Here is a 25,419-nt window from a genome sequence, read left to right as displayed (position 1 = left end):
GCCAGTCGCTACACTCGTACCCGCTGCCCAGCGCAGCACGCCGCCTTAGCTCAGTCGGTAGAGCGATTCACTCGTAATGAATAGGTCAGGGGTTCGATTCCCCTAGGCGGCTCAGAAAGAGCAGGTCAGAGCCGGTCTCCCACACCAGGGAAACCGGCTCTTTTTGCTGTATCCGATGCTGATCCATCACTCTTCCGTCGCGGTGCGCAACCCCTGGATCTTCTCGATCATGCAGATTGCATGCTAGCGTCATGATATGAGTAACCTGCAGATTCGGAACCTGCCCGACGACCTCCACGCACAGCTCAGCGAGCGTGCCGGCCGTCTGGGAGTGTCCATGTCGGAGTACGTGACCCGCCTTCTGCGCGACGACCTCAGCCGCCCCATGTTCGACGACTGGGCCGCGTCCATCACCTACGACACTCCGCTGCGACATATCGATACGCTGAGCGCACTCGATGCCGTCCGGGACGAATACGATCCGCCCCGGTGAAACGAGTCATCGACGCGAGCACATTGGTCGACGCGCTCCTTCCGGTCGAAGCTCAGCTCGCCGCACGACGAACGATGAAAGATCACAAGTTGTGGGCTCCGTCGATCCTCGACATGGAAGTGATGTCGGCAGTGTGGCGGCTCGAGCGCACGTCCGCGATCAGTCCGCAGGAGGCATCCCGTGCGGTCCAGGGGCTCCGGACCGCACCCATCCGGCGGATCGACTGCGCGCTACTTCTCCCTGAAGCATGGGCGATGCGTACGTCGGTGCGGGTGTCCGACGCATTCTACGTCGCCACCGCCCGGCTACTGGGCGCCGATCTCGTCACCTCTGACGCTCGACTTGCACGGGCACACGCACTCGGGATCACGGTCATTCTGCCGGGCTGACCTCATCTCTCCGCAGGCGTACCGTGGGGAGATCCATCCGAATCAGTGAGGCAGGCGTCCGCGCCGGCGCGCACATCGTCGGCGTCGCATCGACCGGAGGAGATGGCATGGGGAGACTCAGGCAAGTCCGTGTCGGCCATCTGGTCGTTCCAGATCGCCCGGACGATGTCGATCCGCAGTTCCGCGTCCTGCATGACGGCGAAATAGTTCGCCAGGGCCAGGCCACGCGGGCCCGCGTCGGCATGAAGGTCGATCATTCGGGCGACGAGCTTGGACTGCTCGCCGTAGATCGGGATCTGCGGTCCACGCGGCGCGATGAGACCGACGAAGTACAGTTTCTCCACCCCCTCCGGCAGGATTCCGCCGGCCCGCCTGCGGGGAACGCCTCCCTCGGATCCGCTACTGCCCGATCCGGACCTCGCCCCGCTGCTACAGGCCGATCCCGTCGTCAAGCACGAGACGATCACCCTGCCGGGTGGGCGTTTGATCGGTATCGACCCCGGGCACACCGAGTTCCCGTCGCTTCCGTGGCGGGCATTCATCATGGACGCGACGACGGTGACGGTGCCCGGCATTGCCGCCGACCCCCTCCGGTGAGGTAAGTGATCTACCTCACGGACTGTCACGCGCCGCGGCCGTACGGTGTCTCAGGGGTGTCCCGAATCGGAGATGCTCAGGAGATCACCATGAACACCACAGATCACGTCACCAGGATCGTCGTCGTAGGGGGCGGCTATGCAGGCACGATGGCCGCCAACCGGCTCGCCGGACAGGAGGGCTGCGACGTCGTGTTGCTCAATGCCCGGCCGCGGTTCGTCGAACGAATCCGGTTGCACCAATGGGTGGCCGAGACCGGCGAAGCAGCCCACGACCTCGACGCGCTGCTCGGCGACGGGGTGCGGCTGGTGGTCGGGGTCGCGACGCTCATCGACACCGGACGGCGCCACGTCGTCCTGGAGTCGGGCGACGAACTGCCGTATGACCGGCTCGTGTACGCCGTCGGCAGTACGTCCAAGTCCGGTTTCGAGCATGCGTTCACCGTCGGCGACTGGGAGTCGGCTCAGCGACTGCGTGAGCATCTGGCGACCGAGCGGGGGCCGGTGACCGTCGTCGGCGGCGGGCTGACCGGCGTGGAGACCGCCGCCGAACTGGCCGAACAGGGCCTGCCGGTTCGGCTCGTGTGCAACGGCCCGCTCGTCCCGTCGTTCGGCGATCGGGGGCGTCGTGCCACCGCCCGGGCGCTCGACACGCTCGGGGTTCGGGTATTCGAGAACCGTCGCGTGGCCGCTGTGGGTCCGGGTTCGATCACCGTCGTCGGATCCGGTGCGGATGAGGAATGGCCCAGCGCCACCACGGTTCTCGCGACCGGATTCGATATCCCGCGACTGGCCGCCGACAGCGGTCTCACCACCGACCCCGACGGCAGGCTCGTCACCGACGAATCCCTCACCAGCGTCGATGATCCGCGCATCGTGGGTGCCGGAGATGCTGTGGCGCCGTCGAATACGCCGCTGCGGATGAGCTGCCAGGCAGCCATCCCGCTGGGTCTGCACGCCGCCGACACCGTCATCGCCGCCATCAATGGTGCTCCTGCGCAACCGATCCGGATCGGGTTCAGCGGCCAGAACGCGTCCATCGGCAGGCGTGCCGGTGTGATCCAAATGTGCCGCACCGACGACATGCCACGCTCGATGGTGATCAGTGGCAGGCTCGGTGCGTTCGTGAAAGAACAGGTGTGCCGCTTCGTCCTTCGCGGTATCGGCATCGAGGCCCGGCGGCCGGGCCGGATGCGCGGAATGTCCCGCAAACCACGGACCGCGGCCGAACTCGCCCAGGCGGTCGCGTCGTGACCGGAACCGATGCTCACGCAACGCAATTCACCCAGCTCCGGCCACTGCTGTTCACGGTCGCCTACGAAATCCTCGGCTCGGCGACCGAAGCCGACGACGTGCTGCAGGAAAGCTATCTGCGGTGGGCGCAGGTAGACCCGTCGACCGTCGGCAATGTGCGCTCCTATCTGGCGCAGATCGTCACCCGGCAATCGCTCAACATGTTGCGCTCGATGAGCCGGCGCCGCGAGGAATACGTCGGCCCCTGGCTGCCCGAACCGATCCTCATCGATGACGCCGACCCCGTCGATGACGTGGTGCTCGCCGAATCCGTATCGACTGCGATGCTGATCGTCCTGGAAAGCCTGACCCCCGATGAGCGGGCGGTGTTCGTGCTGCGGGAGGTGTTCGCGTTCGGTTACGACGAGATCGCCGGTATCGTCGGCAAACCCACGGCCACCGTCCGGCAGATCGGGCACCGCGCGAGGTCGCACGTGCAGGCCCGTCGGCAGAAGTTCGCCCCCGTCGACGCCGCGCAAGCCACCGAGGTGGTCAACCGGTTCTTCGCCGCGGCGCTGTCCGGCGATGTGGAACAGCTGATGGCCGTGCTCGCCCCGGACGTGGTGTACCTCGCCGACAGCGACGGCAAGATGACCGCCGCACGCAGGCCGGTGCGCGGCGCCAAGGCCGTCGCCCGGATGTTGCTCGGCCTGCTACGGATGTCGGGCGAGGACCTGCGACTGGACGTCGGGATCTACAGCAGCATGCCGGGTTTCGCCGTCCACTTCGACGGCAAACCGCAAGGCATCTTCGTTCTCGACGTCGTCGACGGGTTGTTGCAGAACGTGTACGCCATCCGCAACCCGGAGAAGTTTGCCGGGGCGGGCACGCCGCGGCCGATAGCGCGGTGAGTCGTCATAAACCCCACCGCTCAGGCCCGGCATGACAATTATTGCGATGCCGGGGCGCAGCGGTGGGGTTTCGGGCGAGCGCAGCGACGGGGGTTTGTCATGACGGGAGGGTCAGGCGCTGACCGGAGACAAGGTGGTCGGGGTCGGTTAAGCGGTTGGCAGCGGCGACTATGGCGATCCAGGTGTCCACCATGCCGGTGCCGTAGTGCTCGGTGCAGATGGTTCGCAGGGTTTGACCCTGTACGCGGTGGGTCTTGTTGAATCCGGGGCGGATGATGATGTGGCCGGGTTCGACCAGGTCGGTGTCGAGGGGGTTGTCGGCAGTGGTGTTGGCCAGGGTGATCATCGTCGCCAGGTCCGGGTCGCCGTACCAGCGTTCGGCGAGCGCCGGCAGGCGTTCGGGGACCACCACCGGATAGTGTTCAGCCGCTTCGAGTTCCGGTAGCAGTAACCACGCGCCGAGTTCGATGGGGCGCTGGTCGACGCCGTTGACCGTCTCCCAGAGGAGTTGGGTGTGTAGATCCGTTGTGCGGTAATGGGTTTGGGTGATGTTCTTGCGGGCCACGTCGCCGTCGGGGGTCGTCATCCGGTGCCGTCTGGTCACATACGGCACCAGCAGATGCTGGCCGGGCTGCAGGAAGTCCGGGTGGGTCAGGTGGTTGGCGGCCGACAGCACCGGGCTCAGGCTGCCGTCGCCGTATTCGTCGCGGGCGATCGCGAACAGGGTGTCGCCCGGTTGCACTGTGTAGGTCTTCATGCCGCTTGCCTCCCCGGTCCTGGGTTCGGTTACTGGTCTCACCGTGCCACCGGTGAGGGTCGTGGGCATGAGTAGCGGACTACCTGTATTCGGGGTGGTTGCGGTGTGGGGGTGAGTAGTGGTGGTGCGGTCATGCGGCCGGGTCACCGGACCCTTCGTGACCCTCGCTCCTTCGTCGCATCGGCCTCAGGGATCAAGAAGTGTGGTCGCGACCCATCGGCCTCAGCGATCAAGAAGGTGGTCCCGTCGCGTTGGGTTCGGGTAGCAGACCATGATGGGGGGACGTCTATGGAAGGGACCGGGCATGGCAACGAGGAAGATCGTCAGCGGGATCGTGGCGGCGGCATTGACGGTGGGGGCGGGAACAGCGGGGGCCGCACCGGCGCCGAGCATCAAGGTCAGTGACCGCACCGTGCATGTCGGGCAGGTCATCGAGTTCTCCGCGACCGGCCTCGACCCGGCGGGCGGCTACTTCATCATGCTGTGCCAGAACCAGCCGTCGTTCTTCGCGATCTGCGCCCGGCCCGGCAACATCGCCGACAGCTTCGTGCACCTGAGCAACCGGGACAACGAGGCGCACAAGATCAGTAAGGCGGGTACGGCGTCGGGCAAGCTGCGGATCGCCCTGCACGACACCTCGCTGCTCGGACCCATCCCCAACAACACCCGGATCAACTGCGCGCTCGGCGGATGTTCCGTAGCGATCGTCGAGGATCACCAGCATTCGACGTCGCCCGGCGGACTGGTGCCCGCGCGCCTGGCCACGGTCGGTTTGACGGTCCGCTAACGCGTGTCCGGTGCCCTGGCCGTCGCCCTCATCGTCGCCACTCTGGTGGTGGGGGCGGCGGTGATCATGCTCATCAGCACCCGCCACCGCGTCACCACTCCGACCGAACGTGCGGTGCATTCGACGCTGCACACGGCGTCGCTGGCGGCGGTGTCGCTGCGCGGGGGGCTCACCGAGTCGTCGGCGCGTGACGCGCTCCCGCATCTCGGGATGCTCACGGCCGCCGACGCCGTCGCCCTCTACGACGACACCGGCCGGCGGCTGGCCCACGACCCGATCGGCGACGAGATCTGGGACGCCGACCTGCTGCGGCATGCCGACGCCTCGGCCGTGGCGGCGCTCACCGACCAGCGCCGCGTGCTCGAAGGCGATCCGTGCGGCATCGAGACACCGGTTCGGGCATTGGTCGCGCAGCCGCTGCTCATCGGCACCGACGACGACGCGACCATCGGTGGGGTGCTGGTGGTGGCCGCCACCCGACGGCCCGGGCCGGGCATGCTCGGGGCGATCGCCGAGGTCGCCCGGTACGTGTCCAGCCAGCTGGAGCTGGCCGACCTCGACGCCTCCCGGGCTCGCCTCGACCGCGCCGAGGTGCTCGCCTTGCGGGCGCAGATCAGTCCGCATTTCATCTACAACGCGCTCAACACGATCGCCTCGTTCGTGCGGACCGACCCGGCGCGGGCGCGTGAGCTGATCCTCGACTTCGCCGACTTCACCCGCTACTCGTTCCGGGCCGCCGGCGAGTACACCGTGCTGGCCGACGAACTGCGCAACGTCGACCGATATCTGACGCTGGAGCGGGCGCGGTTCGGGCCGAAACTGACCGTCAAGGTGCAGGCGGCCCCCGAGGTGCTGAACGTGGTGCTGCCGTTCCTGGCTCTGCAACCGTTGGTGGAGAACGCGGTTCGGCACGGGGTGGCAGCCAATGGCGGTGGGACCATCACCGTCATCGCGCGCGACGAAGGCACCGACTGCGTCATCACCGTCGAGGACGACGGGGTGGGGATGGATCCGGAGTTGCTGCGTAGTGGGGATATCGATGCGCTCGCCGGTGGTGAACCCGATGGCGGGACGCGGCACGAGTCGCAGGGGGCGCATGTGGGGCTGACGAATGTGGACCATCGGCTGCGCGCCGCGTTCGGGAACGACTACGGTCTAGTGGTCGACACCGGCATCGGCGCGGGGACCAAGGTCGGCATGCGGGTGCCCAAATTCCGGGCGGGAATCCGCGCCTGAACACCTGAGCGGGGAGGAGGGATCGACGGTGTCGCTGACGATCCTGGCCGTTGACGACGAACGACCGGCGCTCGACGAACTCGAGTATCTGCTGTCCGGTTCGCCCGGCGTCACCGCGGTGATCACCGCCTCCGATGCCACCGCCGCACTGCGCGAACTCGGTCGGCACAGCGTCGACGCCATCTTCCTCGACATCAACATGCCCGGCCTGTCCGGACTCGAACTGGCCGAGGTGCTGCGCAATTACGCCGACCCGCCGCCGGTGGTGTTCGTGACCGCGCACGACGACAAGGCGGTCGACGCGTTCGCCGTGGGCGCGCTCGACTACCTGCTCAAACCCATCCGCGATGCCCGGCTGGCCGAGGCGATCGACCGGGTCGCCGCAGCGGCGAAAGTCAAGAGCGCGCGGACCGGTCCGGCACCGGCCGCACCGGCGACACCACCTTCCGGACCGGACCCCGACGAGGCGGTCCCGGTGGAACTGGGCGGGGTCACCTCGCTGGTGCGCCGCGATTCGATCGGCTGGGTCGAGGCCGTCGGCGACTACGCCCGGCTGCATTCGTCGACGGGTTCCCATCTGGTTCGAATACCGTTGTCCACCTTGGAGTCCCGCTGGTCCGACGCCGGATTTCTGCGGGTGCATCGGTCGTATCTGGTGTCGTTGCCGATGGTCACCGGACTGCGATCGCGCGGGACGTCGACGGTGGTGTGCATGAAGGCCAACGGCCAGTCCCCCGCCACCGACCTGCCGGTCAGCAGGCGGCAGTTGCGTGATCTCAAGGACCGGCTGATCCGCGACCCGATGCGCAATTACCGTTCTGCACAACAGAATCCAGGACAATCCGAACCGGGTTCCAGCCAGTGACCACCGACCAGCAGCGACCCCGCCGCGAACGCGTGGTGCTCGCCGAACGTCGCGGCGCCCGGATGGTGCGCACCCGTGTCGAGGTGCAGGAGCAGACCGAGGTGGGCGACACCCTGGTCCGCGGCCTGATGCGCGCACAGCTCGGCCTCGCGCTTCGGCTCGGGGTGACTCTGACCGCGCTGTGCGTGTCGATCCCGTTGCTGGGCAGTGCATTTCCTGCACTCGGCGAGGCCACGGTGTGGGGTATCCGGCTCAACTGGATCGTCCTGGGCGTCGCCCTGTACCCGGTCCTCTACCTCACCGGCTGGATCTACGTGCGGCTCGCCGAACAGTCCGAACGCGAATTCATGAGTGTCGTAGATGACGACTCGGCTGACCCAGCCGGTGACAACTCGGCTGACCCAGCCGGTGACAACTCGGCTGACCCAGCCGGTGACAACTCGGCTGACCCAGCCGGTGGCGACACCGCTTAGGACCGTGGTTCGTGAACGGATCGGGCATTCTCAACGCCGTCGCGGTGCTCCTCGCGGCGGTCATCACCATCGCCGTCGGAATCTACGGCGGCCGGAGATCGCGCACCACCTCCGACTTCCTGGTGGCCTCCCGCTCGGTCGGATCACGTGCCAACGCCACCGCCATCACCGGTGAATACCTTTCGGCCGCATCGTTTCTGGGTGTCGCCGGATATGTCGCCAAGTACGGCGCCGACGCCCTGTGGTATCCGGTCGGCTTCACCGCCGGATACCTCGGGCTGCTGATGTTCGTGGCCGCGCCACTGCGCCGGTCGGGCGCCTACACGGTGCCCGACTTCGCCGAATTCCGGCTGTCGTCGCACCGCGCCCGGACCGCCGCGATGCTGGTGGTGGTGCTGATCTGCGTGCTGTACCTGATCCCGCAATTCCAGGGTGCCGGGCAGGCTCTGCACATCCTGCTCGACATCCCGCCCTGGGTGGGCGCGGTCGGCGTCGGGACCATCGTCATCATCAATGTAGTCAGCGGCGGCATGCGGTCCATCACCTTCGTGCAGGCCATCCAGTACTGGCTCAAACTCACCGCCATCGCCATCCCGGCGCTGGTGCTGCTGGCCGTGTTCGCCGGCGACCGCTCCGACCTGGGCGGTCCCGCGCCGCCACGGGTGTCGACCGCCACCACCGTCGACATCACCGTCGACGTGGCGGTCGAGGTCACCGACCCACAGGGTGTCACCGTCGACGGCCGGGTCGACGAAGACGACGTACGCGGACAGGTGCTCGGCGCGGGAACGCACACCCTCGGCGCGGGAACCACCCTGACCCTCGACGCGGGGGCGGCCACGCCGGTGGTCACGGGGGCACCGGCCACCGGCACCGAATGGCTCACCTCCGGCCGCGGCCTGGGTGGCGGCCATCCGCTGTATCAGGTGCTGTCGCTGATCGTGGCGACCTTCCTCGGCACCATGGGCCTGCCGCATGTGCTGGTGCGTTTCTACACCAACCCCGACGGCCGCTCGGCCCGGCGCACCGCGCTCACCGTCATCGCGCTGCTGTCGTTGTTCTATCTGTTTCCGCTGGTCCTCGGGGTGTTCGCCCGGCTATACGTACCCGAACTGCTCATCACCGGAAACGCCGACGCCGCGGTGCTGCTGATGCCGGCGGCGGCGATCGGCGGCATCGGCGGACAGTTGCTCGCGGCGCTGGTGGCGGCGGGGGCGGTCGCGGCATTCCTGGCCACGTCGTCGGGGCTGCTGGTGAGTGTGGCCGGGGCGTTGTCGACGGACGTCCTGCGCGGCCGGGTCCGCGACTTCCGGCTGGCCGCGGTCATCGGCGGGGTTATCCCGATCGTGTTGTCGCTGGCCGCAGCGTCGCTGGAATTGTCGCGCACCGTCGGGCTGGTGTTCGCGGTGTCGGCGTCGACGCTGTGCCCGCTGCTGGTCCTGGGCATCTGGTGGCGTGGGCTCACCGCCCCTGGCGCGATCGCCGGACTGCTGGTCGGCGGGGTGTCGTCGGGGTTGGCTACGAGTCTGGCGATCGCGCGTGCGGTGCCCGGCGATGCGCTCGGCGGCTGGCCGGCGATCATCGTCGGCTATCCGGCGGCGGTCACCGTCCCCCTCGGATTCGTGACGATGATCGTGGTCAGCCTGGCCACGCGGCACGCGTTGCCGACGGGACTGTCGCGGACGTTCGCCCGGATGCACGTGCCCGAACGGCTCGGCATGGGCATCGAACGACTCCCGAAAGAATGATCCGGACAGGCCGCGAACGGCTGCCGCTCGTCGTGGCTCACTGACCGCCCGGCGCAGAGCCGGCAACTCTTGGCGTGTGATCTGCGACACCGGCATTTTTGTGACCCGAACCGCAATATCCTCCTTTTGTGACGACCGCCGGATAGTCCGTTACCCCCGGTCCTCCACGCCCGAACACATCAACTTCAGAGGCCACCACAACCAGGAGGTACGACGTTGTCCACCGCCCATGCGCCGGCCCACCCGCCGACGCCCTCCGGCGACCAGTTCATCGAGATGCAGCGGAGCCCCGAGTTCCAGGAACTGCGTTCGAGACTGCTCCGCTTCGTTCTGCCGATCAGCGCGTTCTTCCTGATCTGGTACGCCGTCTACGTGCTGCTCGGCGCGTTCGCCCACGATTTCATGGCCACCAAGGTGATCGGCGAGATCAACCTCGGCGTGATCCTCGGCCTACTCCAGTTCGTCACCACCTTCGTGATCACCGGCGCGTACGTGAAGTTCGCCAACCGTGAACTCGATCCGCGGGCCGAGGCCATCCGCAACAAGATGGAAGCCGAGGCACCCAAAGCATGAACACCGTCAATCTGAACACCATGTACCTCGCCGAGGCCGTCGGCGAACCCGCCGTCAACATCGCGATCTTCGCCGGCTTCGTCGCCGTCACCATGTTCGTGGTGATCCGGGCGTCCAAGAACAACAACTCCGCCGCCGACTTCTTCACCGGCGGCCGTGGCTTCTCCGGCCCGCAGAACGGTATCGCCATCGCCGGCGACTACCTGTCGGCGGCCAGCTTCCTCGGCATCGCCGGCGCCATCGCCGTCTACGGCTACGACGGCTTCCTCTACTCCATCGGTTTCCTCGTCGCCTGGCTCGTAGCACTGCTGCTGGTGGCCGAATTGCTGCGCAACACAGGCAAATTCACGATGGCCGACGTGCTGAGCTTCCGGCTCAAGCAACGTCCGGTACGACTGGCCGCGGCCATCTCCACCCTCACGGTCACCCTGTTCTACATGCTGGCCCAGATGGCCGGTGCCGGTGGCCTGGTCGCGCTGCTGCTCGACATCGAAGGCAAGGGCGGACAGGCCGTGGTGATCGCGGTCGTCGGTGCGCTGATGATCGTGTACGTGCTCGTCGGCGGCATGAAGGGCACCACCTGGGTGCAGATCATCAAAGCCGTCCTGCTCATCGCCGGTGCCGGTCTGATGACGATCATGGTGCTGTGGAAGTTCGGCGCGAACTTCTCGTCCATTCTCACCGACGCCCAGTCGGCCATCTCCGGCAACGAGGCCACGGCCTCGCGCGACGTCCTCGCCCCCGGCGCCAAGTACGGCGGCACGCTGACCTCCCAGATCAACTTCCTGTCACTGGCGATCGCGCTGGTGCTGGGCACCGCCGGTCTGCCGCACGTGCTGATGCGCTTCTATACCGTGCCCACCGCCAAGGAAGCCCGCAGGTCCGTGGTGTGGGCCATCGGTCTCATCGGCGCCTTCTACCTGTTCACCCTGGTCCTGGGTTACGGTGCGGCCGCACTGGTGGGACCGGAGAAGATCCTGTCGGCTGCCGGCAAGGAGAACTCGGCGGCCCCGCTGCTGGCGTTCGAACTCGGCGGTGTCGTGCTGCTCGGCATCATCTCGGCGGTCGCGTTCGCCACCATCCTCGCCGTTGTCGCCGGTCTGGCGATCACTGCGTCGGCGTCGTTCGCCCACGACATCTACGCCAGCGTGATCAAGCGCAACAAGGTCAGCGAGGACGATCAGGTGCGCGTGTCCCGCTACACGATTGTCGTGCTCGGTGTCCTGGGCATCGTGCTCGGCATTCTGGCCAACGGCCAGAACATCGCCTTCCTCGTCGCCCTGGCGTTCGCGGTCGCGGCGTCGGCCAACCTGCCGACCATCGTGTATTCGCTGTACTGGAAGCGGTTCAACACCCGCGGCGCGCTGTGGTCGATCTACGGCGGTCTCGGCTCGTGCATCTTCCTGATCATCTTCTCCCCCGCGGTTTCCGGTAAGGCGACCTCGATGGTCACGAGCGTCGACTTCCACTGGTTCCCGCTGGAGAACCCGGGCATCGTCTCGATCCCGCTCGCTTTCCTGCTCGGTGTCGTCGGTACCCTGACGAGCCCACAGGACAAGGGCGACCCGGCCCGCAACGCCGAGATGGAGGTTCGCTCCCTCACCGGTGTCGGCGCCGAACAGGCTGTGCAGCACTAGATTTCACAGCAAGGCCCAACCATATGAATCCACCCCGGCCAACCGGTCGGGGTGGATTCATATCTGGCGGTCGTCGTCCGAAACCCCACCTATAGCGCCCGGCATGACAATAATTGCGATGCCGAGGACTATCGGTGGGGTTTCGGACGGCCGATCAAGCGTTGATGCGGGCGAACGGGAGCGCGGCTTCCAGTTCGTAGGCCAGTTCCAGGAGCATGCGTTCGTTACCCATGTCGGCCATGAAGTGGATGCCGATCGGCAGACCGTTGCTGTCGGTGGCCAGGGGAAGGCTGATCGCGGGGGTGCCGGTGGTGTTGTTGATCGGGGTGAACGCGACGTAGCGCATCAGACGGTCGAAGACCTCCTGGAAATCGCCGGCCGGATCGAGGTAGCCGATCTTCGGGACCGTGTGGGCCAGTGTCGGCGAGAGCACCACGTCGAACCTGTCGTAGGTGGAAGCCAGCACGGCGTCGACCTTCTTCAGACCGCGGATCGACGACGGTGTGCGCCAGATCTGTTTGACGAACATCGTGGCCAGGCCGTGGGTGAACGGGTCGATCTTCTTGCGGTCGAAGCCCTTTCCGATGATTCGGCCACCGAACCGTTCCAGCGAGAACGCCATCAGACCCCAGTACTGGATGAAGTCGTCGACGTAGGAACGGTCGATCGGCATCGGGATCAGCTCGGCGTGGTGGCCCAGCGAGGTGAGCTTCTCGCCCACCGCGGTGAGTGCCGCCTGGGTGTCGTCGTCGAGCAGTTGCCCGGTCAGAGGTTCGACGAGCACCGCCACCCGCAGCCGCTTGTCGGACGGGCCCTCGACCAGACCGATGGGCGGCATCCCCAGGCCCGCGAAACGCCGTTCGATGTCGGCGTAGAAATGCGCGCTGTCGCGGACCGTCCGGGTGACCACGCCGTTGGAGATGAGATCGATGGGGGCCGAACGTGATTCGTGCGCCTGGGCGACACGGCCCCGGCTGGGTTTGAGGCCGACCAGACCGCAGGCCGCGGCCGGGATGCGGATCGAACCGCCGCCGTCGTTGGCGTGGGCGATCGGCAACGCCCCCGCCGCCACCAGCGCCGCCGAACCACCCGAGGACGCACCGCACGAATACTCGGTGTCCCAGGGGTTGAGCGTGGGCGGGCGGTCGACGAATTCGGTTGTCGCGGTGAGCCCGAACGCCGGCATCATCGACGCGCCGAGCACATTCAGACCGGTGCCGACGAACTGGTTGGTGAACTCCTCGTTCTTCGCCGCGGGCCGATCGGCCACCGCCGCCGAACCGTGCAGGGTGGCGATACCGGCGAAGTCGGTGTTGTTCTTGATGATCGAGGGCACACCCCGCAACAGGCCGGGCGGCAGCACATCGTCAGCGGCACGCTTGCGGGCGCGCTCCCGATCGTCGATGGCGACGGCATTCAAATGCGGATTGACCGCGTCGATGCGGGCCAACGCGGCCTCGGTCGCTTCGAGCGCCGAGAACGTGCCCGCGGCGATCTCGGCGGCGATTCCCACCGCGTCGAGCTCGCCGAGACAGTCGTCGCCGAATGCATGCACCTTCTTCATAGGTGCAGAGTAGTGAACCGGTACCCGGCGGTCCGGCACCGGACCCCACCGATACGTCCTACACCGAACGGTCCACACCGGCCGGGGCGGGCTGTTGCCTAACACATCCTTAGGTTTTACGCACGAATAAACTCCGGCGGTCGCGGTCCTATACACCCGACTCGGTGGTAAGAAAATAGGCATGCAACTCGAGTTCAGCCCGGAAGAGCAAGCGTTTCGCGCGGAGATCCAGACGATCCTCGCCAAAGTTCCCCAGGATCTCCGCGACCGCCACGCCGCGGGCAAGATGAATTACCCCGAAGACATCGTCACCGCGTGCCGCGTGCTCAACGAGCACGGCCTGGCCGTCCCGCACTGGCCCCTCGAATGGGGCGGCAAGGACTGGACCCCCATCCAGCACCACATCCTCAAGGAGGAGATGGCGCTCGCGCACATTCCCGAGACGCTCGCGTTCAACCACTCGATGATCGGCCCGGTCATCGCGCACTTCGGGTCGCAGGAACTCAAGGAACGCTTCCTCGCCAAGACCGCCAACGTCGACATCTGGTGGTGCCAGGGCTTCTCCGAGCCCGAAGCCGGCTCCGACCTGGCCTCGCTCAAGACCAAAGCCGTGCGCGACGGCGATCACTACGTCATCAACGGCCAGAAGACGTGGACCACACTCGGCCAGTTCGCCGACTGGATCTTCGTGCTCGCCCGCACCAATCCGGACGTCAAGAAGCAGGCCGGCATCAGCATGTTCCTGGTCGACCTGAACACCCCCGGCATCCAGATGCGCCCGATCCAGCTGATCGACGGCGGCGTCGAGGTCAACGAGGTGTTCTTCGAGGATGTGCGTGTACCCGCCGAGCTGATGGTCGGCGAGGAGAACTCCGGCTGGACGCAGGCCAAGTTCCTGCTCGGCAACGAGCGCGTCGGCATCGCCCGCGTCGCCGAGACCAAGGTCAAGCTGGCCAAGGCCAAGAAACTGGCCGGCGAGGTCAAGACCGCCACCGGCACCCTGCTCGACGATCCGCAGTTCTCCGCCCGCATCGCCGGGCTGGAGAACGACCTGCTCGCCCTGGAGGTGACCCAGCTGCGCGTGGTCGCGTCGTCGGCCGACGGCAAGCCGAACCCGGCGTCGTCGCTGCTCAAGCTGCGCGGCTCGCAGCTGCAGCAGGAGGCCACCGAACTGCTCGCCGACATCGCCGGCCCCGACTCGCTGCCCGCGCTCGGGATCGACGGCGACGGCCCCGCCGACATCGACGCCGCCGACTGGGCACAGCTCAGCGTTCCGCAGTACCTCAACTACCGCAAGGTGAGCATCTACGGCGGTTCCAACGAGGTGCAGCGCCAGATCATCGAGAAGGCCGTGCTGGGCCTGTAGGGCACCGCCGACCGACTTCCCAGACTTTCGAAACTATAGGTGAATCATGGATTTTGAGCTTTCCGAAGAACAGGTGATGCTGCGCGACACCACGCGCGACGTGCTCACCAAGACCTACGACGTCGAGACCGTCCGCAAGGTCACCGACAGCGAACTCGGCTGGAACCGGGATGTGTGGAACTCGCTCGCCGAGATCGGCATCCTCGGGTTGTCGTTCTCCGAGGAGGACGGCGGCGCCGGCGCCGGACCCGTCGAGGTGGCCACCGTGCTGACCGAGCTGGGCCGCGCGCTCGCTCCTGAGCCGTACCTGGATTCGGTGGTGGTGCCGGGCGCGCTGATCTCGGCGGCCTCCCCGGGCCACGAACTGCTGGGCGCGCTCGCCTCGGGCGAGACCCTGGGTGCGTTCGCGCATCACGAGGCCGGTGATCGCTGGCCGGTGTCGGCAGTGGCCACAAGCTTTGCCGACGGTACGCTCATCGGAACCAAAACCCTTGTGCCGCATGGTGATTGTGCGGACCAGCTGGTCGTTTCGGCACGCGAGGGCGACGAGATCGGACTGTATCTGGTGGATGCCTCGGCGGCCGGGGTGACCCGCACCGCCTACCGCACACACGATCGTCGACGCGGCGCGCAGATCGTCTTCGACGGCGCACCGGCCGTCCGGCTCGGGTCCGGGGACGCGTCGTCGATCATCGCCGACGTCGAGGTCACCACCCAGATCGCGCAGTGCGCCGAGGCCATCGGCGCCCTCGAACGCTGCCTGGAGCTGACCACCGAATACCTCAAGACCCGCAAGCAGTTCGGTGTCACCCTCTCGACGTTCCAGACGCTGACCCAGCGCGCCGCCGACCTGTACATGTGGCTGGAACTGGCGCGCAGCGTGAACCTGTACGCGGTGACCGCCCTGTCCGAGGGCAAGGCCGATGCCACCATCGCCTCGCGGGTCAAGCTGCAGGTCGGCAAGTCCGCGCGCATCATCGGCCAGGAGTCGATCCAGATGCACGGCGGTATCGGTATGACGGCCGAATACCCGGTCGGCCACTACGTCAGCCGGCTGACCGCCATCGGCCACACCCTCGGTCATCCCGACGACCACCTGGCCTCCCTGGCACGGGGCATCGGCGACTGGGAAATGGTCACCGTCGGCTGACCAGCTGTTTCGACACCCACCATCGCCCCCGGCACCGCTTGTCGACGCCGGGGGCGATGGTGTGCGGGTGCGCGCCACCGTCCGCTTATTGACTTTCAGACAATAAGAGTTCTACAGTGATGCACCATCCGCCGCAGGCACCCGTGCGCGCACAACCGAAGGGATATCCCATGGCCACTCCCCTGCTCGAAGAGAGCATCGAGATCAACACGTCCGCCGACAAGGTGTGGGCCGTGATCTCCGACCTCAAGCGGATGGGTGAGTGGAGTCCCCAGTGCAAGAAGATGATCGTGCGCGGTCAACCGATCGGCGTGGGCACCCGCACCATCAACATCAACCGGCGCGGCCCGCTGGTGTGGCCGACCACCGCCAAGATCGTCCGCTTCGTCCCCAACAAGGAACTGGCCTTCAAGATCGCCGAGAATCGGACGGTGTGGTCGTACACCCTCGACGAGTCGGCGAACGGGGTCACGGTCACCGAACGCCGCGACGCCGCGAACGGCACCAGCAAGGTCAGCGCGTTCCTCGTCGACAAGGTGTTCGGCGGCAACGATTCGTTCGAGACCGAACTCAAGCAGGGCATGGCCGCCACGCTGACGAAAATCAAGCGCGCCGCCGAAGCGGCATAGGTCAGCCGTATAGCTCGGTGAGCAGGGCCGGGAGGTCGGCGAGCGAGTCGATGATGTGGTCGGGGACCGGCCCGAACTCGTCGCGCTGCAACTGCCGCAGCGCGTCCTCGCGGAACTTCCCGGTCCGCACCAGCACCCCGGTGAGGGCGGCGGCCTGCGCGCCGAGGACATCGTTATGCATGTCGTCGCCGACCATCACCACCTGCGCCGGATCGAGGTCCATCAGGTCGCAGGCGATGCGGAAACCCCGCGGCGACGGCTTGCCGACGGCCTTGATCTTGCGGCCCGTCGCCTTCTCCAGTCCCTCGAGGTAGACACCGGTGTCGATGGAAAGTCCCCTGCTGGTCGACCAGGTCATCGACCTGTGCATAGCCACCACCGGAGTACCTGTGACCATCCGTTCGAACACCGTGGACAACGCCTCATGCGTGAACACCGCGCCGGCACCGCCCAACACGATCAGATCGGCCTGCCGCGGATCGTCGACGAGGTCCACGCGGGTCATGTCGTCGGCGATGGGACCCTGGTTGAGTACCCACACCTTTTTTCCCGGATGCTGTGCGGCCAGGTATTCGGCCGTCAGTTTGGCCGCGGTCAGGATCTCCTTGGGCCCGACGTCGAATCCGGCCTCGCCCAGTGCCGCGGCGATCTCCGCGCGCGAGCGTGAAGTGGTGTTGGTCAGGAACATCCTGGGGATTTCCCGGCGGGCGAGTTCGGCGACGGCATCGGCGGCCCCGGGCAGCGCTTGCCACGAGGTGACCATCACCCCGTCGATGTCGAACAGCAGCCCATAACTCATAGTGGAAACGGTAATGCCGCCGCCGGTGGCCTGCACGCCGGGCACAAACCCCACCTATACGCCCCGGCGAGGAGATTATTGCGATGCCGGGGGCTATCGGTGGGGTTTGGGACGAACCATCGAGGAGAACCGATGCCCGCACTGCGATCAGTCGAGGACCACCAGCAAGCAGTGGCCGCTCTGTTCGCGCCGCCCGAGGCCGTGAAGGTCGCGGTCGCCGACGCGCTGGGCCTGGTCGCGGCGGTCGATGTGCGGACGCGGGTGTCGCTGCCGGGGTTCGACAACTCGGCGATGGACGGCTATGCGGTGCTCGCCGCCGACCTCGCCGACGCCACCGGCGACCACCCGATCGTGCTGCCGATGGCCGCCGACATCCCCGCCGGACGCACCGACCGGCTCACCCTCGAACCGGGCTCCGTACACCGGATCATGACCGGCGCCCCACTGCCCGACGGTGCCGACGCGGTGGTGCCGGTCGAGCTGACCGCGAGCGATTCGGGCGAGGGTCGCTTCGCCACCGCGCGCCTGCTCGCCACGCCCGAGATCCGGTTCACCGCACCCATCCCCGTCGGCAAGAATATCCGCGCCGCAGGTTCGGACATCGTCGCAGGTGAAGTGGCTATTCGAGCGGGCACCCGGTTGCGCGCACCACAGCTCGGGCTGCTCGCGGCCATCGGCGTGACCATGGTCGATGTGTGGCGACGACAACGCGTCGTCGTGCTCTCGACCGGTTCGGAACTGGTCACGCCCGGGCAATCGCTGCGGCACGGGCAGATCTACGAATCCAACTCCCCGATGCTGGCGGCCGCCGCGACCGAGGCCGGGGCATCGGCCCAGTCGGTGCACTTCGTCCCCGACGACGTCGACGGCTTTCTGGCCCGGATCGCCGAGATCGCCGGGGATGCCGACCTCATCATCACCTCCGGCGGGGTCAGCGCCGGCGCCTTCGAGGTGGTCAAGGACGCACTCACGGCCACCGGTGGCGTGGAGTTCGTGAAGGTGGCGATGCAGCCTGGCATGCCGCAGGGTTGCGGGCATGTCATCGACCCGTCGGGGCGGGCAGTCCCGATTATCACCCTGCCCGGCAATCCGGTGAGCTCGCTGGTCAGCTTCGAGGTGTTCATCCGGCCCCCGCTGCGCAAGGCGATGGGGCTGGCACCGAACCGCGAGGAGGTCCATGCCCGGTTGCTGGACCCGATCAACTCCCCGGACGGCAAACGGCAGTTCCTGCGGGGTGTCCTCGGTCAGTCGTTGGGCGGGTGGATAGTCGAACCGATCGGCCCGCCGTCGAGTCACCACCTGCGCTACCTCGCAGGAGCCAACACTCTGATCGACATCGCAGCCGACGTGACGTCCCTCCCCGACGGCTGGATCGTGCGGGCCATGCGCCTGGACTGAGGTCCACCAAGACACAGACTGAGGTCACCAAGACACAGACTGAGGTCCACCAAGACACCAGACTGACGGCCACCGAGACCGGGTGCGCCGAGTCCGAGTGGGTCGGCCGACCAGGGGCGTGTCCTAAGCTGTTCACGAATCGCACGACATCCGATCCCACGATCTCAGGAGGTGGATGTGGCCAGGCGCCCACGCCCCGACGGCACGTCCCCCACAGCAGCCGAACACCTGGTGCAGTTGGCCCGCGAGACCATCCCACCGATCCACCCCGCGGGCGTCCCGTTCGTGGCAGTGCCCGCAGCCGTGGCCCTGATCGGGCGCAGGCATCCGTGGGTCGCGCGGCCCGCCATGCTGACCGCCGGGGCGTGCGCCGCGTTCTTCCGGCATCCCAAACGGGTGCCTCCCACCGACCCGGCGATCGTTGTGGCCGCCGCCGACGGCACCGTCGCCCTGGTCGACGAGGCCGTGCCGCCGCCCGAAGCCGGTCTCGGTGCTCAGCCGCTGCCGCGGGTGTCGACGTTCCTGTCGGTGTTCGACGTCCACGTGCAGCACGTGCCCATCGCCGGCACGGTCACCTCCGTGACGCACACGCCCGGTAAATTCCTGTCGGCCGATCTGCCCGAGGCCAGCTCCGACAATGAACGCACCGTCCTCGGGTTACGGACCACCACGGGTGCCGAACTCGCGGTCGTCCAGATCGCCGGACTCATCGCCCGGCGCATCGTGTGCGAACCGAAACCCGGCGACACGCTGCGGGTCGGCGACACCTACGGACTGATCCGGTTCGGCTCCCGCGTCGACGTCTATTTCCCGGCCGGGACCGTGCCCGCGGTACGCGTCGGCCAGCGCACAGTGGGCGCCGAAACCGTGTTGGCGACACTGCCATGAACGACACCCCACAGCGGCCCGGCCGGCGCACCACACCGGCCGCGTCGGCCAAGCGCAACTCACGTGGCCTGCTGCGACGTTCGCGGCGCGGGCACGCACCCCCCACGGCCGACCCCGGCCATCCGCGCGACCCCGGGCACACACGCGGCGCCGACGCCTCGGATCTGGCATCACAGCGCCTCGACACCTACTCGCGTCACACCGAACACGAGGCGGGCAGGCTGCGCAGGCAGGCTGCGGCCGGCCGGATCTTCGTGCCGTCGGCGGTCACCATCCTCGCGATCTGCGCAGGCCTGACCGCACTGCGGTCCACACTGAACGGCCACATCGACCTCGCGCTCGCGCTGGTGGTCGCGGCGGCCGTCCTCGACGCCCTCGACGGCCGGGTCGCACGCATGATGAACGCGGCCACCCGGATGGGTGCCGAGATCGACTCACTGGCCGACGTCATCAACTTCGGAGTGGTTCCCGGCGGCATCGTCTACCTGGCACTGACGGGCGATCTCGGCAGCACCGACGTCGCGTGGATATTCGTGCTCGTGTACGTGTGCGCGATCGTGCTTCGGCTGGCCCGGTTCAACACCCTGCTCGACGACGAGGACGCGCCCGCCTACACCAAGGAGTTCTTCGTCGGGGTGCCCGCACCCGCCGCGGCCATCCTGGTACTGCTGCCGGTGGGCCTGCACGAACAGTTCGGCAGCGGCTGGTGGACGTCGGGTACCGCGGTGGGCATCTGGATGGTGGTGGTGGCGGCGCTGGCCGTGAGCCGGGTGCCCACCGCGTCGACCAAGGCCACCAAGGTGCCGCCGAGTGCGCTGGCGCTGCTGCTGGTCGGGGTCGCGGTGACCGCGGCGCTGCTGTTGACCTACCCGTACGTGCTGATGCTGGTCCTCATCGTCGCCTACCTGGCGCACATCCCGTTCGCGTGGCGCAATCAGCGCTGGGTGGCCGCCCGGCCCGAACAGTGGGATGCCCGCCCGTCCGAGCGGCGTGCCGAACGCCGCGCCGACCGCGCCGTGAGCGGTGGCCGGCGCCGGAGGCGGCCGTCGGTGTCCCGCTCGCATGCCCGGCTCGGGCTGCGCCGGCCCGGGCACACGTCCCCGAACGACCCGACCGATTCCCACTAGAACCACCTCCCGATAGAGCTCCTACTCCCGATAGAGCTCCTACGAGGAGACGAAAGAGCCGCCCGCAATGAGCGTTCCGCAACTGACCCTGACCGCGCGCGTCAACCCGTCGGCCGCCGACGCCCGCCGCGGCATCGTCCGCGTGCATCCGGAGGTACTGGCCGCGTTGTCGCTGCGGGAATGGGACGCGGTGTCGATCGTCGGGGCCCGGCGCACCGCCGCGGTGGTGGCCGGGGCCCCCGACATCGCGACCGGCACCGTCCTGCTCGACGACATCACCTTCTCCAACGCCGGGATCCGGGAGGACTCGGCGGTGGTGTTGCAGCCGGTCACCGTGCACGGGGCGGCGCAGGTCGTAGTGTCCGGATCGGTGCTGGCGAGCCGGTCGGTCGATCAAGCGACACTGCGACGGGCGCTGCTGGGCAAGGTGCTGTCGGTGGGTGACGCGGTGTCGTTGCTGCCGCGCGACCTCGGACCGGACCTGACGGCGAGCACCGCAGTGCGGGCGCTGGCCCGGTCGGTGGGTATCACCTGGACCAACGAGTTGCTGACGGTGAGTGCCGTCGACCCGGCCGGGCCGGTGAGCGTGCAGACCAACACCGCGGTGCTGTGGGCCGGCGACGACGTGGCCGACAATCACGGATCAGGAACCGCGGCCCAACCCGCGCCGGACGCAACGGGACCGCTGCGCTCGGCAGTCGCATCGCCGGTCGCGGGTACCGCGATGCCGACGTCCGGGGTGACCCGCGGCTGGCATCTCGTCGAACCACGACCCGAACCGGGCGGCCAAGCCGACACCGACACAGCAGAGCCCGCGGCCGGACACCCGCGGCCGGTGTCGCAGTTGGTCGGCGTCGACACCCAGGTCGCCCGCCTCACCGAGTGGGTCGCCATCACCCTCGACGAACCGCAGGTGCTGCGGGCCCTCGGCGCCCCCCCCCGCCTCGGGGTGATCGTGTCCGGCCCGCCCGGCGTCGGCAAGGCCACCATGGTGCGGTCGGTGTGCGCGGGCCGGGTGCTGGCCGTGGTCGACGGTCCGTCGGTGGGTGCGCTGGAGGCGTCGTCGCGGCTGTCGGCGGTGTCGTCGGCGATCGCCGCGCTACGCCGCGGCCACGGGTCGGGAGTGCTCCTCATCGCCGACGTGGAGGCGTTGCTGCCCGCTGCGGCCGAACCCGTGTCGACGCTGATCCTCGACGAGCTGCGGACCGCGATCGGCGACGGTTCGGTGGTGCTGGTGTGCACCACCTCCGGCTCCGCCGCCGTCGACGGCCGCCTGCGCGACCCCGAGTTGTGCGACCGCGAACTGATCATCGGCCTGCCCGACGCCGCGCTGCGCGCCCGGCTGCTGTCGGCGATCCTGTCGGGGGTACCTACCGAACCGGGCCTGGACCTGAGCACTATCGCCGCCCGCACCCCCGGTTTCGTGGCCGCCGACCTGGCCGCGCTGGCCCGGGAGGCCGCGATCCGTGCCGCGGCCCGGGTGACGGCATCGCGCAACGGAGACGACAGCACCGGCGACGCTCCGATGCTGCGGCTGGCCGATCTGCAGGGGGCGCTGGAAGTGATCCGGCCGGTGTCGCGGGGTGACTCGCCCGACGTCGCGCTCGGTTCGATCACCCTCGACGACGTCGGCGACATGGTGGAGACCAAGCAGGCGCTCACCGAGACCGTCCTGTGGCCGCTGCAGCATCCCGACACGTTCACCCGCCTGGGCGTCGAACCGCCGCGCGGGGTGCTGCTGTTCGGACCGCCCGGCTGCGGCAAGACGTTCGTAGTGCGGGCCCTGGCCGCATCGGGCCGGTTGTCGGTGCACACCGTCAAGGGCGCCGAGCTGATGGACAAATGGGTGGGCGCGTCGGAGAAGGCGGTGCGCGACCTGTTCGCCCGGGCCCGTGAGTCGGCGCCGTCGCTGATCTTCCTCGACGAAGTCGACGCCCTCGCCCCGCGCCGCGGACAGTCCACCGATTCCGGCGTCACCGATCGCGTGGTGGCTTCGCTGCTCACCGAACTCGACGGTGTCGAACCACTCAGTGACGTGGTGGTGCTCGGCGCCACCAACCGGCCCGACCTCATCGACCCGGCGCTGCTGCGGCCGGGTCGCCTGGAACGGCTGGTGTTCGTGCCACCGCCCGACGCCGCAGCGCGCGGCGAGATCCTCCGCGCCTCGGGCAAGAACGTCCCGCTGGCCGGTGACATCGCCCTCGATGACCTGGCCGCCGACCTCGACGGCTATTCGGCGGCCGACTGTTCGGCCCTGCTGCGCGAGGCCGCGCTGTCGGCGATGCGCCGCGACATCGACGCCGCGACGGTGACCGCCGACGACATCGCGGCCGCCCGGCAGCGGGTCCGGCCGTCGCTCGACGCGGCGCAGGTGGAGAGCCTGCGGGCCTACGCCGAGCGCCGCCTGGATTAGAACACCGCCCGGGCTGGTCGGAGCGGGACTAGGCGCCCGAACCGGTAGCGTCCTGCCCGGTCTGGCCGGTCTGATTCTGGCCGGTCTGACTTTGGCCCGTCTGATTCTGGCCGGGAATGCCACCCTGCATTCCACCGGGACCGCCACCCATCCCGTTCTGGCCGGGCATACCGTTCATCCCACCCTGCATGCCGTTCTGCGAACCGGTCTGACCGCCGCCCTGCATATTGCCGCCCTGCATGTTTCCGCCCTGCATATTCCCGCCCGGCCCACCACCGTTCTGCGACATTCCCGGACCACCGCCCGACGACCCACCGTCACCGGCGACGTATCCGGCGCCGAAACCGAGGAGCGCGAACGCCGCGGCCACCCCGATCCCGCCGGCGATCAGGGTGTTGCGGGTCGTCAGCACCTTCCCCTCGGACTTGCCGGTTACGGGCTGCCCGACGACCGGGGCCTGCGGATACTGCCCCGCCTGCGGCTGCGGTCCGTCGACCACCGGCAGTTCATCGGTGTGGCCCGAGGTTGCGGTGCGGCCTGCGGCGGGCCGCTGCTGCGGATGTGTGGCCGGCTCGTGGGTAAACGACATCGATCTTCCCTTTCGCTCACATGGGCGCTCGCCCGTGCTGTGAGCTCCACAGTGGCGACCGTCCCTGCGGCCCGGCTGCCGGGACGTTGCGAATCAGCTGTGTGCCGGATCCCCCGCGAAACTCAGGGCTTGACTCTCGTCACCTGGTAGAACAGCGCGTTGGGTCCGCCCGCGGCGCCTGCGATGGTGCCGACCTGCACCCAGTACGCGTCGTCGCCGGACTTCTTCGTGAGCAGCACCACCCGGCGGCCGGCGTCGGTGGTTCGCTGGGACACCGTGTATCCGGCGGCGGTCAGTTTCTTGACCGCGGCGTCGAGCGCGTTGCCCTCGGCTCCGAGCCCCTGCATGGTGACGCTCCACCCGTCGTCCTCGTCGCCGGAAACGCTGAGAACGGTTCCGTCGGTCAGCAGCGGAACCTCCTTCCGCGGGAAGTTCGCGGGCAACGACGCCCCGCCCGGACCGTCGTCGGAGTCCGATGAACATCCCGCGAACAGACCGCCGACGATCAGGAACGACAAGATGAGCACGAGCGACCTGCCACAGCGGTTCATGGATGCAACGGTAAGATACGCACAACGGACCCACAACGGCCCGGTCCCGCACGATGTCCATCCGGCGCATCCACTTCCTGACACCGCCGACCGCAGACCTTGCGGTTCATCGTGACGATCGGCTCGGCCCGCACTTCGGAACAGACCTGCCCCCGGGAACACACGGAACTTCGAGAACAGACGGACGAACGAGAACAGACAGGGTGCCCATTTGATTGCTGTGTTGGTCGCGCTCGGCCTGTGCGCCCTGTTCGCGCCGCCGGTGATCCATCGGATGGGCACCCGGGGCTTCTACCTGCTCGCGCTCGCACCGGCCGGTGCGCTCATCTGGGTCATCGTCAACTGGCCGCGGGCTCACGATCCGCCCCGGGTGGAGACGATCAGGTGGGTCGATTCCCTCGACATGAACATCGTGCTGCGCTTCGACACGCTCGCCGCGGTGATGTCGGTGCTCATCCTCGGTGTCGGGTCACTTGTGCTCTGCTACTGCGCGCACTACTTCGACTCGGTGCGCCCGCGGGTGGCCGTCTTCGGCGGCGAGATGGTCGCCTTCGCCGCCGCGATGTTCGGTCTCGTCGTCAGCGACAACATGCTGGTCCTGTACGTGTTCTGGGAACTGACCACCATCTTGTCGTTCATGCTGGTCGGCTTCTACGCCGTGCGCGCCACCTCCCGGCGCGCCGCCACGCAGGCGCTACTGGTGACCACCCTGGGCGGTCTGGCGATGCTCGTCGGCATCATCATGCTCGGAGAACGGACCGGCAGTTATCTGCTGTCGGATCTGCTCGCCGACCCGCCCGCATCCAGCGGGTACCTGCAGGTCGCGGTGGTCCTGGTGCTGGTGGGCGCGCTCAGCAAGTCGGCGATCGTGCCGTTCCACTTCTGGCTGCCCGGTGCGATGGCCGCACCCACCCCGGTCAGCGCCTACCTGCATGCCGCGGCGATGGTGAAGGCCGGCGTGTATCTGGTGGCGCGGCTGGCACCCGGATTCGGGTCGTTCACCGGCTGGCAGATCGCCGTCATCTCCCTGGGTCTGCTCACGATGGTCGTCGGCGGCTGGCGGTCGCTGCGCGAACTCGATCTCAAACTGATCCTGGCGTTCGGCACGGTCAGCCAGCTCGGTTTCCTGACGGTGCTGGTCGGTTTCGGCGACGCCAACGTGATGATGGCCGGGCTGGCGATGATCGTCGCGCACGCCATGTTCAAGGCGGCGCTGTTCATGGTCGTCGGCATCATCGACCACTCCA

The 25,419-nt window shown here is 67.9% G+C and carries 26 protein-coding genes and 1 tRNA gene; 21 read left to right on the top strand and 6 right to left on the bottom strand.

What is annotated here, in order from left to right:
• Positions 1-39 precede the first annotated feature (39 nt).
• From Q0627_RS02555 to Q0627_RS02545, 3 genes are all read left to right on the top strand, one after another.
• Positions 40-112, top strand: a tRNA-Thr gene (locus Q0627_RS02555).
• A gap of 144 nt (positions 113-256) precedes the next feature.
• Positions 257-493, top strand: coding sequence for a FitA-like ribbon-helix-helix domain-containing protein (locus Q0627_RS02550; RefSeq protein ID WP_291018205.1), 237 nt, complete (start codon positions 257-259; stop codon positions 491-493).
• Positions 490-882 carry a type II toxin-antitoxin system VapC family toxin gene (locus Q0627_RS02545; RefSeq protein WP_291018203.1) on the top strand — a complete coding sequence of 131 codons (393 nt, stop codon included), beginning with the start codon at positions 490-492 and terminating at the stop codon, positions 880-882. The genes Q0627_RS02550 and Q0627_RS02545 overlap by 4 nt, the downstream gene beginning before the upstream one ends.
• Before the next feature lie 2 nt (positions 883-884).
• On the opposite strand, the gene Q0627_RS02540 is transcribed toward Q0627_RS02545, so the two are convergent.
• Positions 885-1,139: a hypothetical protein gene (locus tag Q0627_RS02540; protein WP_291018200.1), complete on the bottom strand. Its 255-nt coding sequence runs from the start codon at positions 1,137-1,139 to the stop codon at positions 885-887.
• A 58-nt stretch (positions 1,140-1,197) separates the two neighbouring features.
• Between Q0627_RS02540 and Q0627_RS02535 the strand changes: the two genes are divergently transcribed.
• The 3 genes from Q0627_RS02535 (at position 1,198) to sigJ (ending at position 3,622) form a co-directional block, all read left to right on the top strand.
• A complete protein-coding gene (locus Q0627_RS02535) occupies positions 1,198-1,479 on the top strand; it encodes a hypothetical protein (protein ID WP_291018197.1) in 282 nt (93 codons plus the stop codon).
• 89 nt (positions 1,480-1,568) lie between these two features.
• Complete coding sequence (locus Q0627_RS02530; RefSeq protein ID WP_298807550.1) at positions 1,569-2,732, top strand: NAD(P)/FAD-dependent oxidoreductase; 1,164 nt, start codon at positions 1,569-1,571, stop codon at positions 2,730-2,732.
• Positions 2,729-3,622 carry an RNA polymerase sigma factor SigJ gene (sigJ, locus tag Q0627_RS02525; protein ID WP_298807548.1) on the top strand — a complete coding sequence of 298 codons (894 nt, stop codon included), beginning with the start codon at positions 2,729-2,731 and terminating at the stop codon, positions 3,620-3,622. The genes Q0627_RS02530 and sigJ overlap by 4 nt, the downstream gene beginning before the upstream one ends.
• 97 nt (positions 3,623-3,719) lie before the next feature.
• Here sigJ and Q0627_RS02520 read toward each other — a convergent pair whose 3' ends face one another.
• Positions 3,720-4,379: a LysM peptidoglycan-binding domain-containing protein gene (locus tag Q0627_RS02520; RefSeq protein WP_298807546.1), complete on the bottom strand. Its 660-nt coding sequence runs from the start codon at positions 4,377-4,379 to the stop codon at positions 3,720-3,722.
• A 304-nt stretch (positions 4,380-4,683) separates the two neighbouring features.
• Here Q0627_RS02520 and Q0627_RS02515 point away from each other — a divergent pair, with 304 nt between their 5' ends.
• The 7 genes from Q0627_RS02515 to Q0627_RS02485 all read left to right on the top strand — a co-directional run bounded on the left by Q0627_RS02515 (position 4,684) and on the right by Q0627_RS02485 (position 11,698).
• Positions 4,684-5,166 carry a hypothetical protein gene (locus Q0627_RS02515; protein ID WP_298807544.1) on the top strand — a complete coding sequence of 161 codons (483 nt, stop codon included), beginning with the start codon at positions 4,684-4,686 and terminating at the stop codon, positions 5,164-5,166.
• A gap of 3 nt (positions 5,167-5,169) precedes the next feature.
• On the top strand, positions 5,170-6,402 hold the full coding sequence (locus Q0627_RS02510; RefSeq protein ID WP_298807543.1) for a sensor histidine kinase: 1,233 nt from the start codon (positions 5,170-5,172) through the stop codon (positions 6,400-6,402).
• A 28-nt stretch (positions 6,403-6,430) separates the two neighbouring features.
• Entirely contained in the window at positions 6,431-7,267 is an 837-nt protein-coding gene (locus Q0627_RS02505; RefSeq protein WP_298807542.1) for a LytTR family DNA-binding domain-containing protein, read from the top strand.
• 62 nt (positions 7,268-7,329) lie between these two features.
• Positions 7,330-7,740, top strand: coding sequence for a hypothetical protein (locus tag Q0627_RS02500; RefSeq protein WP_298807554.1), 411 nt, complete (start codon positions 7,330-7,332; stop codon positions 7,738-7,740).
• Positions 7,741-7,751: 11 nt separating this feature from the next.
• A complete protein-coding gene (locus Q0627_RS02495; RefSeq protein ID WP_298807540.1) occupies positions 7,752-9,488 on the top strand; it encodes a cation acetate symporter in 1,737 nt (578 codons plus the stop codon).
• A 276-nt stretch (positions 9,489-9,764) separates the two neighbouring features.
• Positions 9,765-10,061: a DUF485 domain-containing protein gene (locus tag Q0627_RS02490; protein WP_291018889.1), complete on the top strand. Its 297-nt coding sequence runs from the start codon at positions 9,765-9,767 to the stop codon at positions 10,059-10,061.
• Positions 10,058-11,698: a cation acetate symporter gene (locus tag Q0627_RS02485; RefSeq protein ID WP_298807538.1), complete on the top strand. Its 1,641-nt coding sequence runs from the start codon at positions 10,058-10,060 to the stop codon at positions 11,696-11,698. The genes Q0627_RS02490 and Q0627_RS02485 overlap by 4 nt, the downstream gene beginning before the upstream one ends.
• 154 nt (positions 11,699-11,852) lie before the next feature.
• Here Q0627_RS02485 and Q0627_RS02480 read toward each other — a convergent pair whose 3' ends face one another.
• A complete protein-coding gene (locus Q0627_RS02480; RefSeq protein ID WP_298807536.1) occupies positions 11,853-13,262 on the bottom strand; it encodes an amidase in 1,410 nt (469 codons plus the stop codon).
• 181 nt (positions 13,263-13,443) lie between these two features.
• On the opposite strand from Q0627_RS02480, the gene Q0627_RS02475 reads away from it, so the two are divergent.
• From Q0627_RS02475 to Q0627_RS02465, 3 genes are all read left to right on the top strand, one after another.
• Positions 13,444-14,628: an acyl-CoA dehydrogenase family protein gene (locus tag Q0627_RS02475; protein ID WP_291018770.1), complete on the top strand. Its 1,185-nt coding sequence runs from the start codon at positions 13,444-13,446 to the stop codon at positions 14,626-14,628.
• A gap of 46 nt (positions 14,629-14,674) precedes the next feature.
• Positions 14,675-15,778: an acyl-CoA dehydrogenase family protein gene (locus tag Q0627_RS02470; RefSeq protein ID WP_291018768.1), complete on the top strand. Its 1,104-nt coding sequence runs from the start codon at positions 14,675-14,677 to the stop codon at positions 15,776-15,778.
• Between the two features lie 170 nt (positions 15,779-15,948).
• The gene (locus Q0627_RS02465) at positions 15,949-16,407 is read left to right on the top strand and encodes an SRPBCC family protein (RefSeq protein ID WP_291018766.1); all 459 of its coding nucleotides are present in this window, start codon (positions 15,949-15,951) and stop codon (positions 16,405-16,407) included.
• 1 nt (position 16,408) lies between these two features.
• Here the strand turns inward: Q0627_RS02465 and Q0627_RS02460 are convergent, their stop codons facing one another.
• A complete protein-coding gene (locus Q0627_RS02460; RefSeq protein ID WP_298807533.1) occupies positions 16,409-17,206 on the bottom strand; it encodes an HAD-IIA family hydrolase in 798 nt (265 codons plus the stop codon).
• Between the two features lie 141 nt (positions 17,207-17,347).
• On the opposite strand from Q0627_RS02460, the gene glp reads away from it, so the two are divergent.
• The 4 genes from glp to Q0627_RS02440 all read left to right on the top strand — a co-directional run bounded on the left by glp (position 17,348) and on the right by Q0627_RS02440 (position 23,032).
• Positions 17,348-18,604, top strand: a complete 1,257-nt coding sequence (glp, locus tag Q0627_RS02455) for a gephyrin-like molybdotransferase Glp (RefSeq protein ID WP_291018881.1) — start codon at positions 17,348-17,350, stop codon at positions 18,602-18,604.
• Between the two features lie 177 nt (positions 18,605-18,781).
• Positions 18,782-19,492 (top strand): phosphatidylserine decarboxylase, encoded by a 711-nt coding sequence (locus Q0627_RS02450; protein ID WP_291018761.1) that lies wholly within the window; start codon positions 18,782-18,784, stop codon positions 19,490-19,492.
• Complete coding sequence (locus Q0627_RS02445; RefSeq protein WP_291018759.1) at positions 19,489-20,619, top strand: phosphatidylcholine/phosphatidylserine synthase; 1,131 nt, start codon at positions 19,489-19,491, stop codon at positions 20,617-20,619. The genes Q0627_RS02450 and Q0627_RS02445 overlap by 4 nt, the downstream gene beginning before the upstream one ends.
• 67 nt (positions 20,620-20,686) lie before the next feature.
• A complete protein-coding gene (locus Q0627_RS02440) occupies positions 20,687-23,032 on the top strand; it encodes an AAA family ATPase (protein ID WP_298807528.1) in 2,346 nt (781 codons plus the stop codon).
• Positions 23,033-23,060: 28 nt separating this feature from the next.
• Here Q0627_RS02440 and Q0627_RS02435 read toward each other — a convergent pair whose 3' ends face one another.
• On the bottom strand, positions 23,061-23,621 hold the full coding sequence (locus tag Q0627_RS02435) for a hypothetical protein (protein WP_298807527.1): 561 nt from the start codon (positions 23,619-23,621) through the stop codon (positions 23,061-23,063).
• Positions 23,622-23,743: 122 nt separating this feature from the next.
• Positions 23,744-24,172, bottom strand: coding sequence for a hypothetical protein (locus Q0627_RS02430; protein WP_298807525.1), 429 nt, complete (start codon positions 24,170-24,172; stop codon positions 23,744-23,746).
• 211 nt (positions 24,173-24,383) lie between these two features.
• Between Q0627_RS02430 and Q0627_RS02425 the strand changes: the two genes are divergently transcribed.
• Positions 24,384-25,419 (top strand): proton-conducting transporter membrane subunit (locus Q0627_RS02425; RefSeq protein ID WP_298807521.1); only part of this gene is annotated, 1,036 nt, incomplete at its 3' end.

The sequence above is a fragment of the uncultured Gordonia sp. genome (assembly GCF_937858515.1).
In the GTDB taxonomy this organism is placed as follows: domain Bacteria; phylum Actinomycetota; class Actinomycetes; order Mycobacteriales; family Mycobacteriaceae; genus Gordonia.
This window is presented reverse-complemented; position numbering and strand designations above follow the sequence as displayed.

Excerpts from the sequence above, each read along its gene's own strand:
- Q0627_RS02550 (WP_291018205.1), top strand. The coding sequence starts at position 257 with ATGAGTAACCTGCAGATTCGGAACCTGCCCGACGACCTCCACGCACAG.
- Q0627_RS02540 (WP_291018200.1), bottom strand. The coding sequence starts at position 1,139 with ATGATCGACCTTCATGCCGACGCGGGCCCGCGTGGCCTGGCCCTGGCG.
- Q0627_RS02535 (WP_291018197.1), top strand. The coding sequence starts at position 1,198 with ATGAGACCGACGAAGTACAGTTTCTCCACCCCCTCCGGCAGGATTCCG.
- Q0627_RS02530 (WP_298807550.1), top strand. The coding sequence starts at position 1,569 with ATGAACACCACAGATCACGTCACCAGGATCGTCGTCGTAGGGGGCGGC.
- Q0627_RS02520 (WP_298807546.1), bottom strand. The coding sequence starts at position 4,379 with ATGAAGACCTACACAGTGCAACCGGGCGACACCCTGTTCGCGATCGCC.
- Q0627_RS02515 (WP_298807544.1), top strand. The coding sequence starts at position 4,684 with ATGGCAACGAGGAAGATCGTCAGCGGGATCGTGGCGGCGGCATTGACG.
- Q0627_RS02500 (WP_298807554.1), top strand. The coding sequence starts at position 7,330 with ATGGTGCGCACCCGTGTCGAGGTGCAGGAGCAGACCGAGGTGGGCGAC.
- Q0627_RS02490 (WP_291018889.1), top strand. The coding sequence starts at position 9,765 with ATGCAGCGGAGCCCCGAGTTCCAGGAACTGCGTTCGAGACTGCTCCGC.
- Q0627_RS02485 (WP_298807538.1), top strand. The coding sequence starts at position 10,058 with ATGAACACCGTCAATCTGAACACCATGTACCTCGCCGAGGCCGTCGGC.
- Q0627_RS02480 (WP_298807536.1), bottom strand. The coding sequence starts at position 13,262 with ATGAAGAAGGTGCATGCATTCGGCGACGACTGTCTCGGCGAGCTCGAC.
- Q0627_RS02475 (WP_291018770.1), top strand. The coding sequence starts at position 13,444 with ATGCAACTCGAGTTCAGCCCGGAAGAGCAAGCGTTTCGCGCGGAGATC.
- Q0627_RS02470 (WP_291018768.1), top strand. The coding sequence starts at position 14,675 with ATGGATTTTGAGCTTTCCGAAGAACAGGTGATGCTGCGCGACACCACG.
- Q0627_RS02465 (WP_291018766.1), top strand. The coding sequence starts at position 15,949 with ATGGCCACTCCCCTGCTCGAAGAGAGCATCGAGATCAACACGTCCGCC.
- Q0627_RS02460 (WP_298807533.1), bottom strand. The coding sequence starts at position 17,206 with ATGAGTTATGGGCTGCTGTTCGACATCGACGGGGTGATGGTCACCTCG.
- Q0627_RS02445 (WP_291018759.1), top strand. The coding sequence starts at position 19,489 with ATGAACGACACCCCACAGCGGCCCGGCCGGCGCACCACACCGGCCGCG.
- Q0627_RS02440 (WP_298807528.1), top strand. The coding sequence starts at position 20,687 with ATGAGCGTTCCGCAACTGACCCTGACCGCGCGCGTCAACCCGTCGGCC.
- Q0627_RS02435 (WP_298807527.1), bottom strand. The coding sequence starts at position 23,621 with ATGTCGTTTACCCACGAGCCGGCCACACATCCGCAGCAGCGGCCCGCC.
- Q0627_RS02430 (WP_298807525.1), bottom strand. The coding sequence starts at position 24,172 with ATGAACCGCTGTGGCAGGTCGCTCGTGCTCATCTTGTCGTTCCTGATC.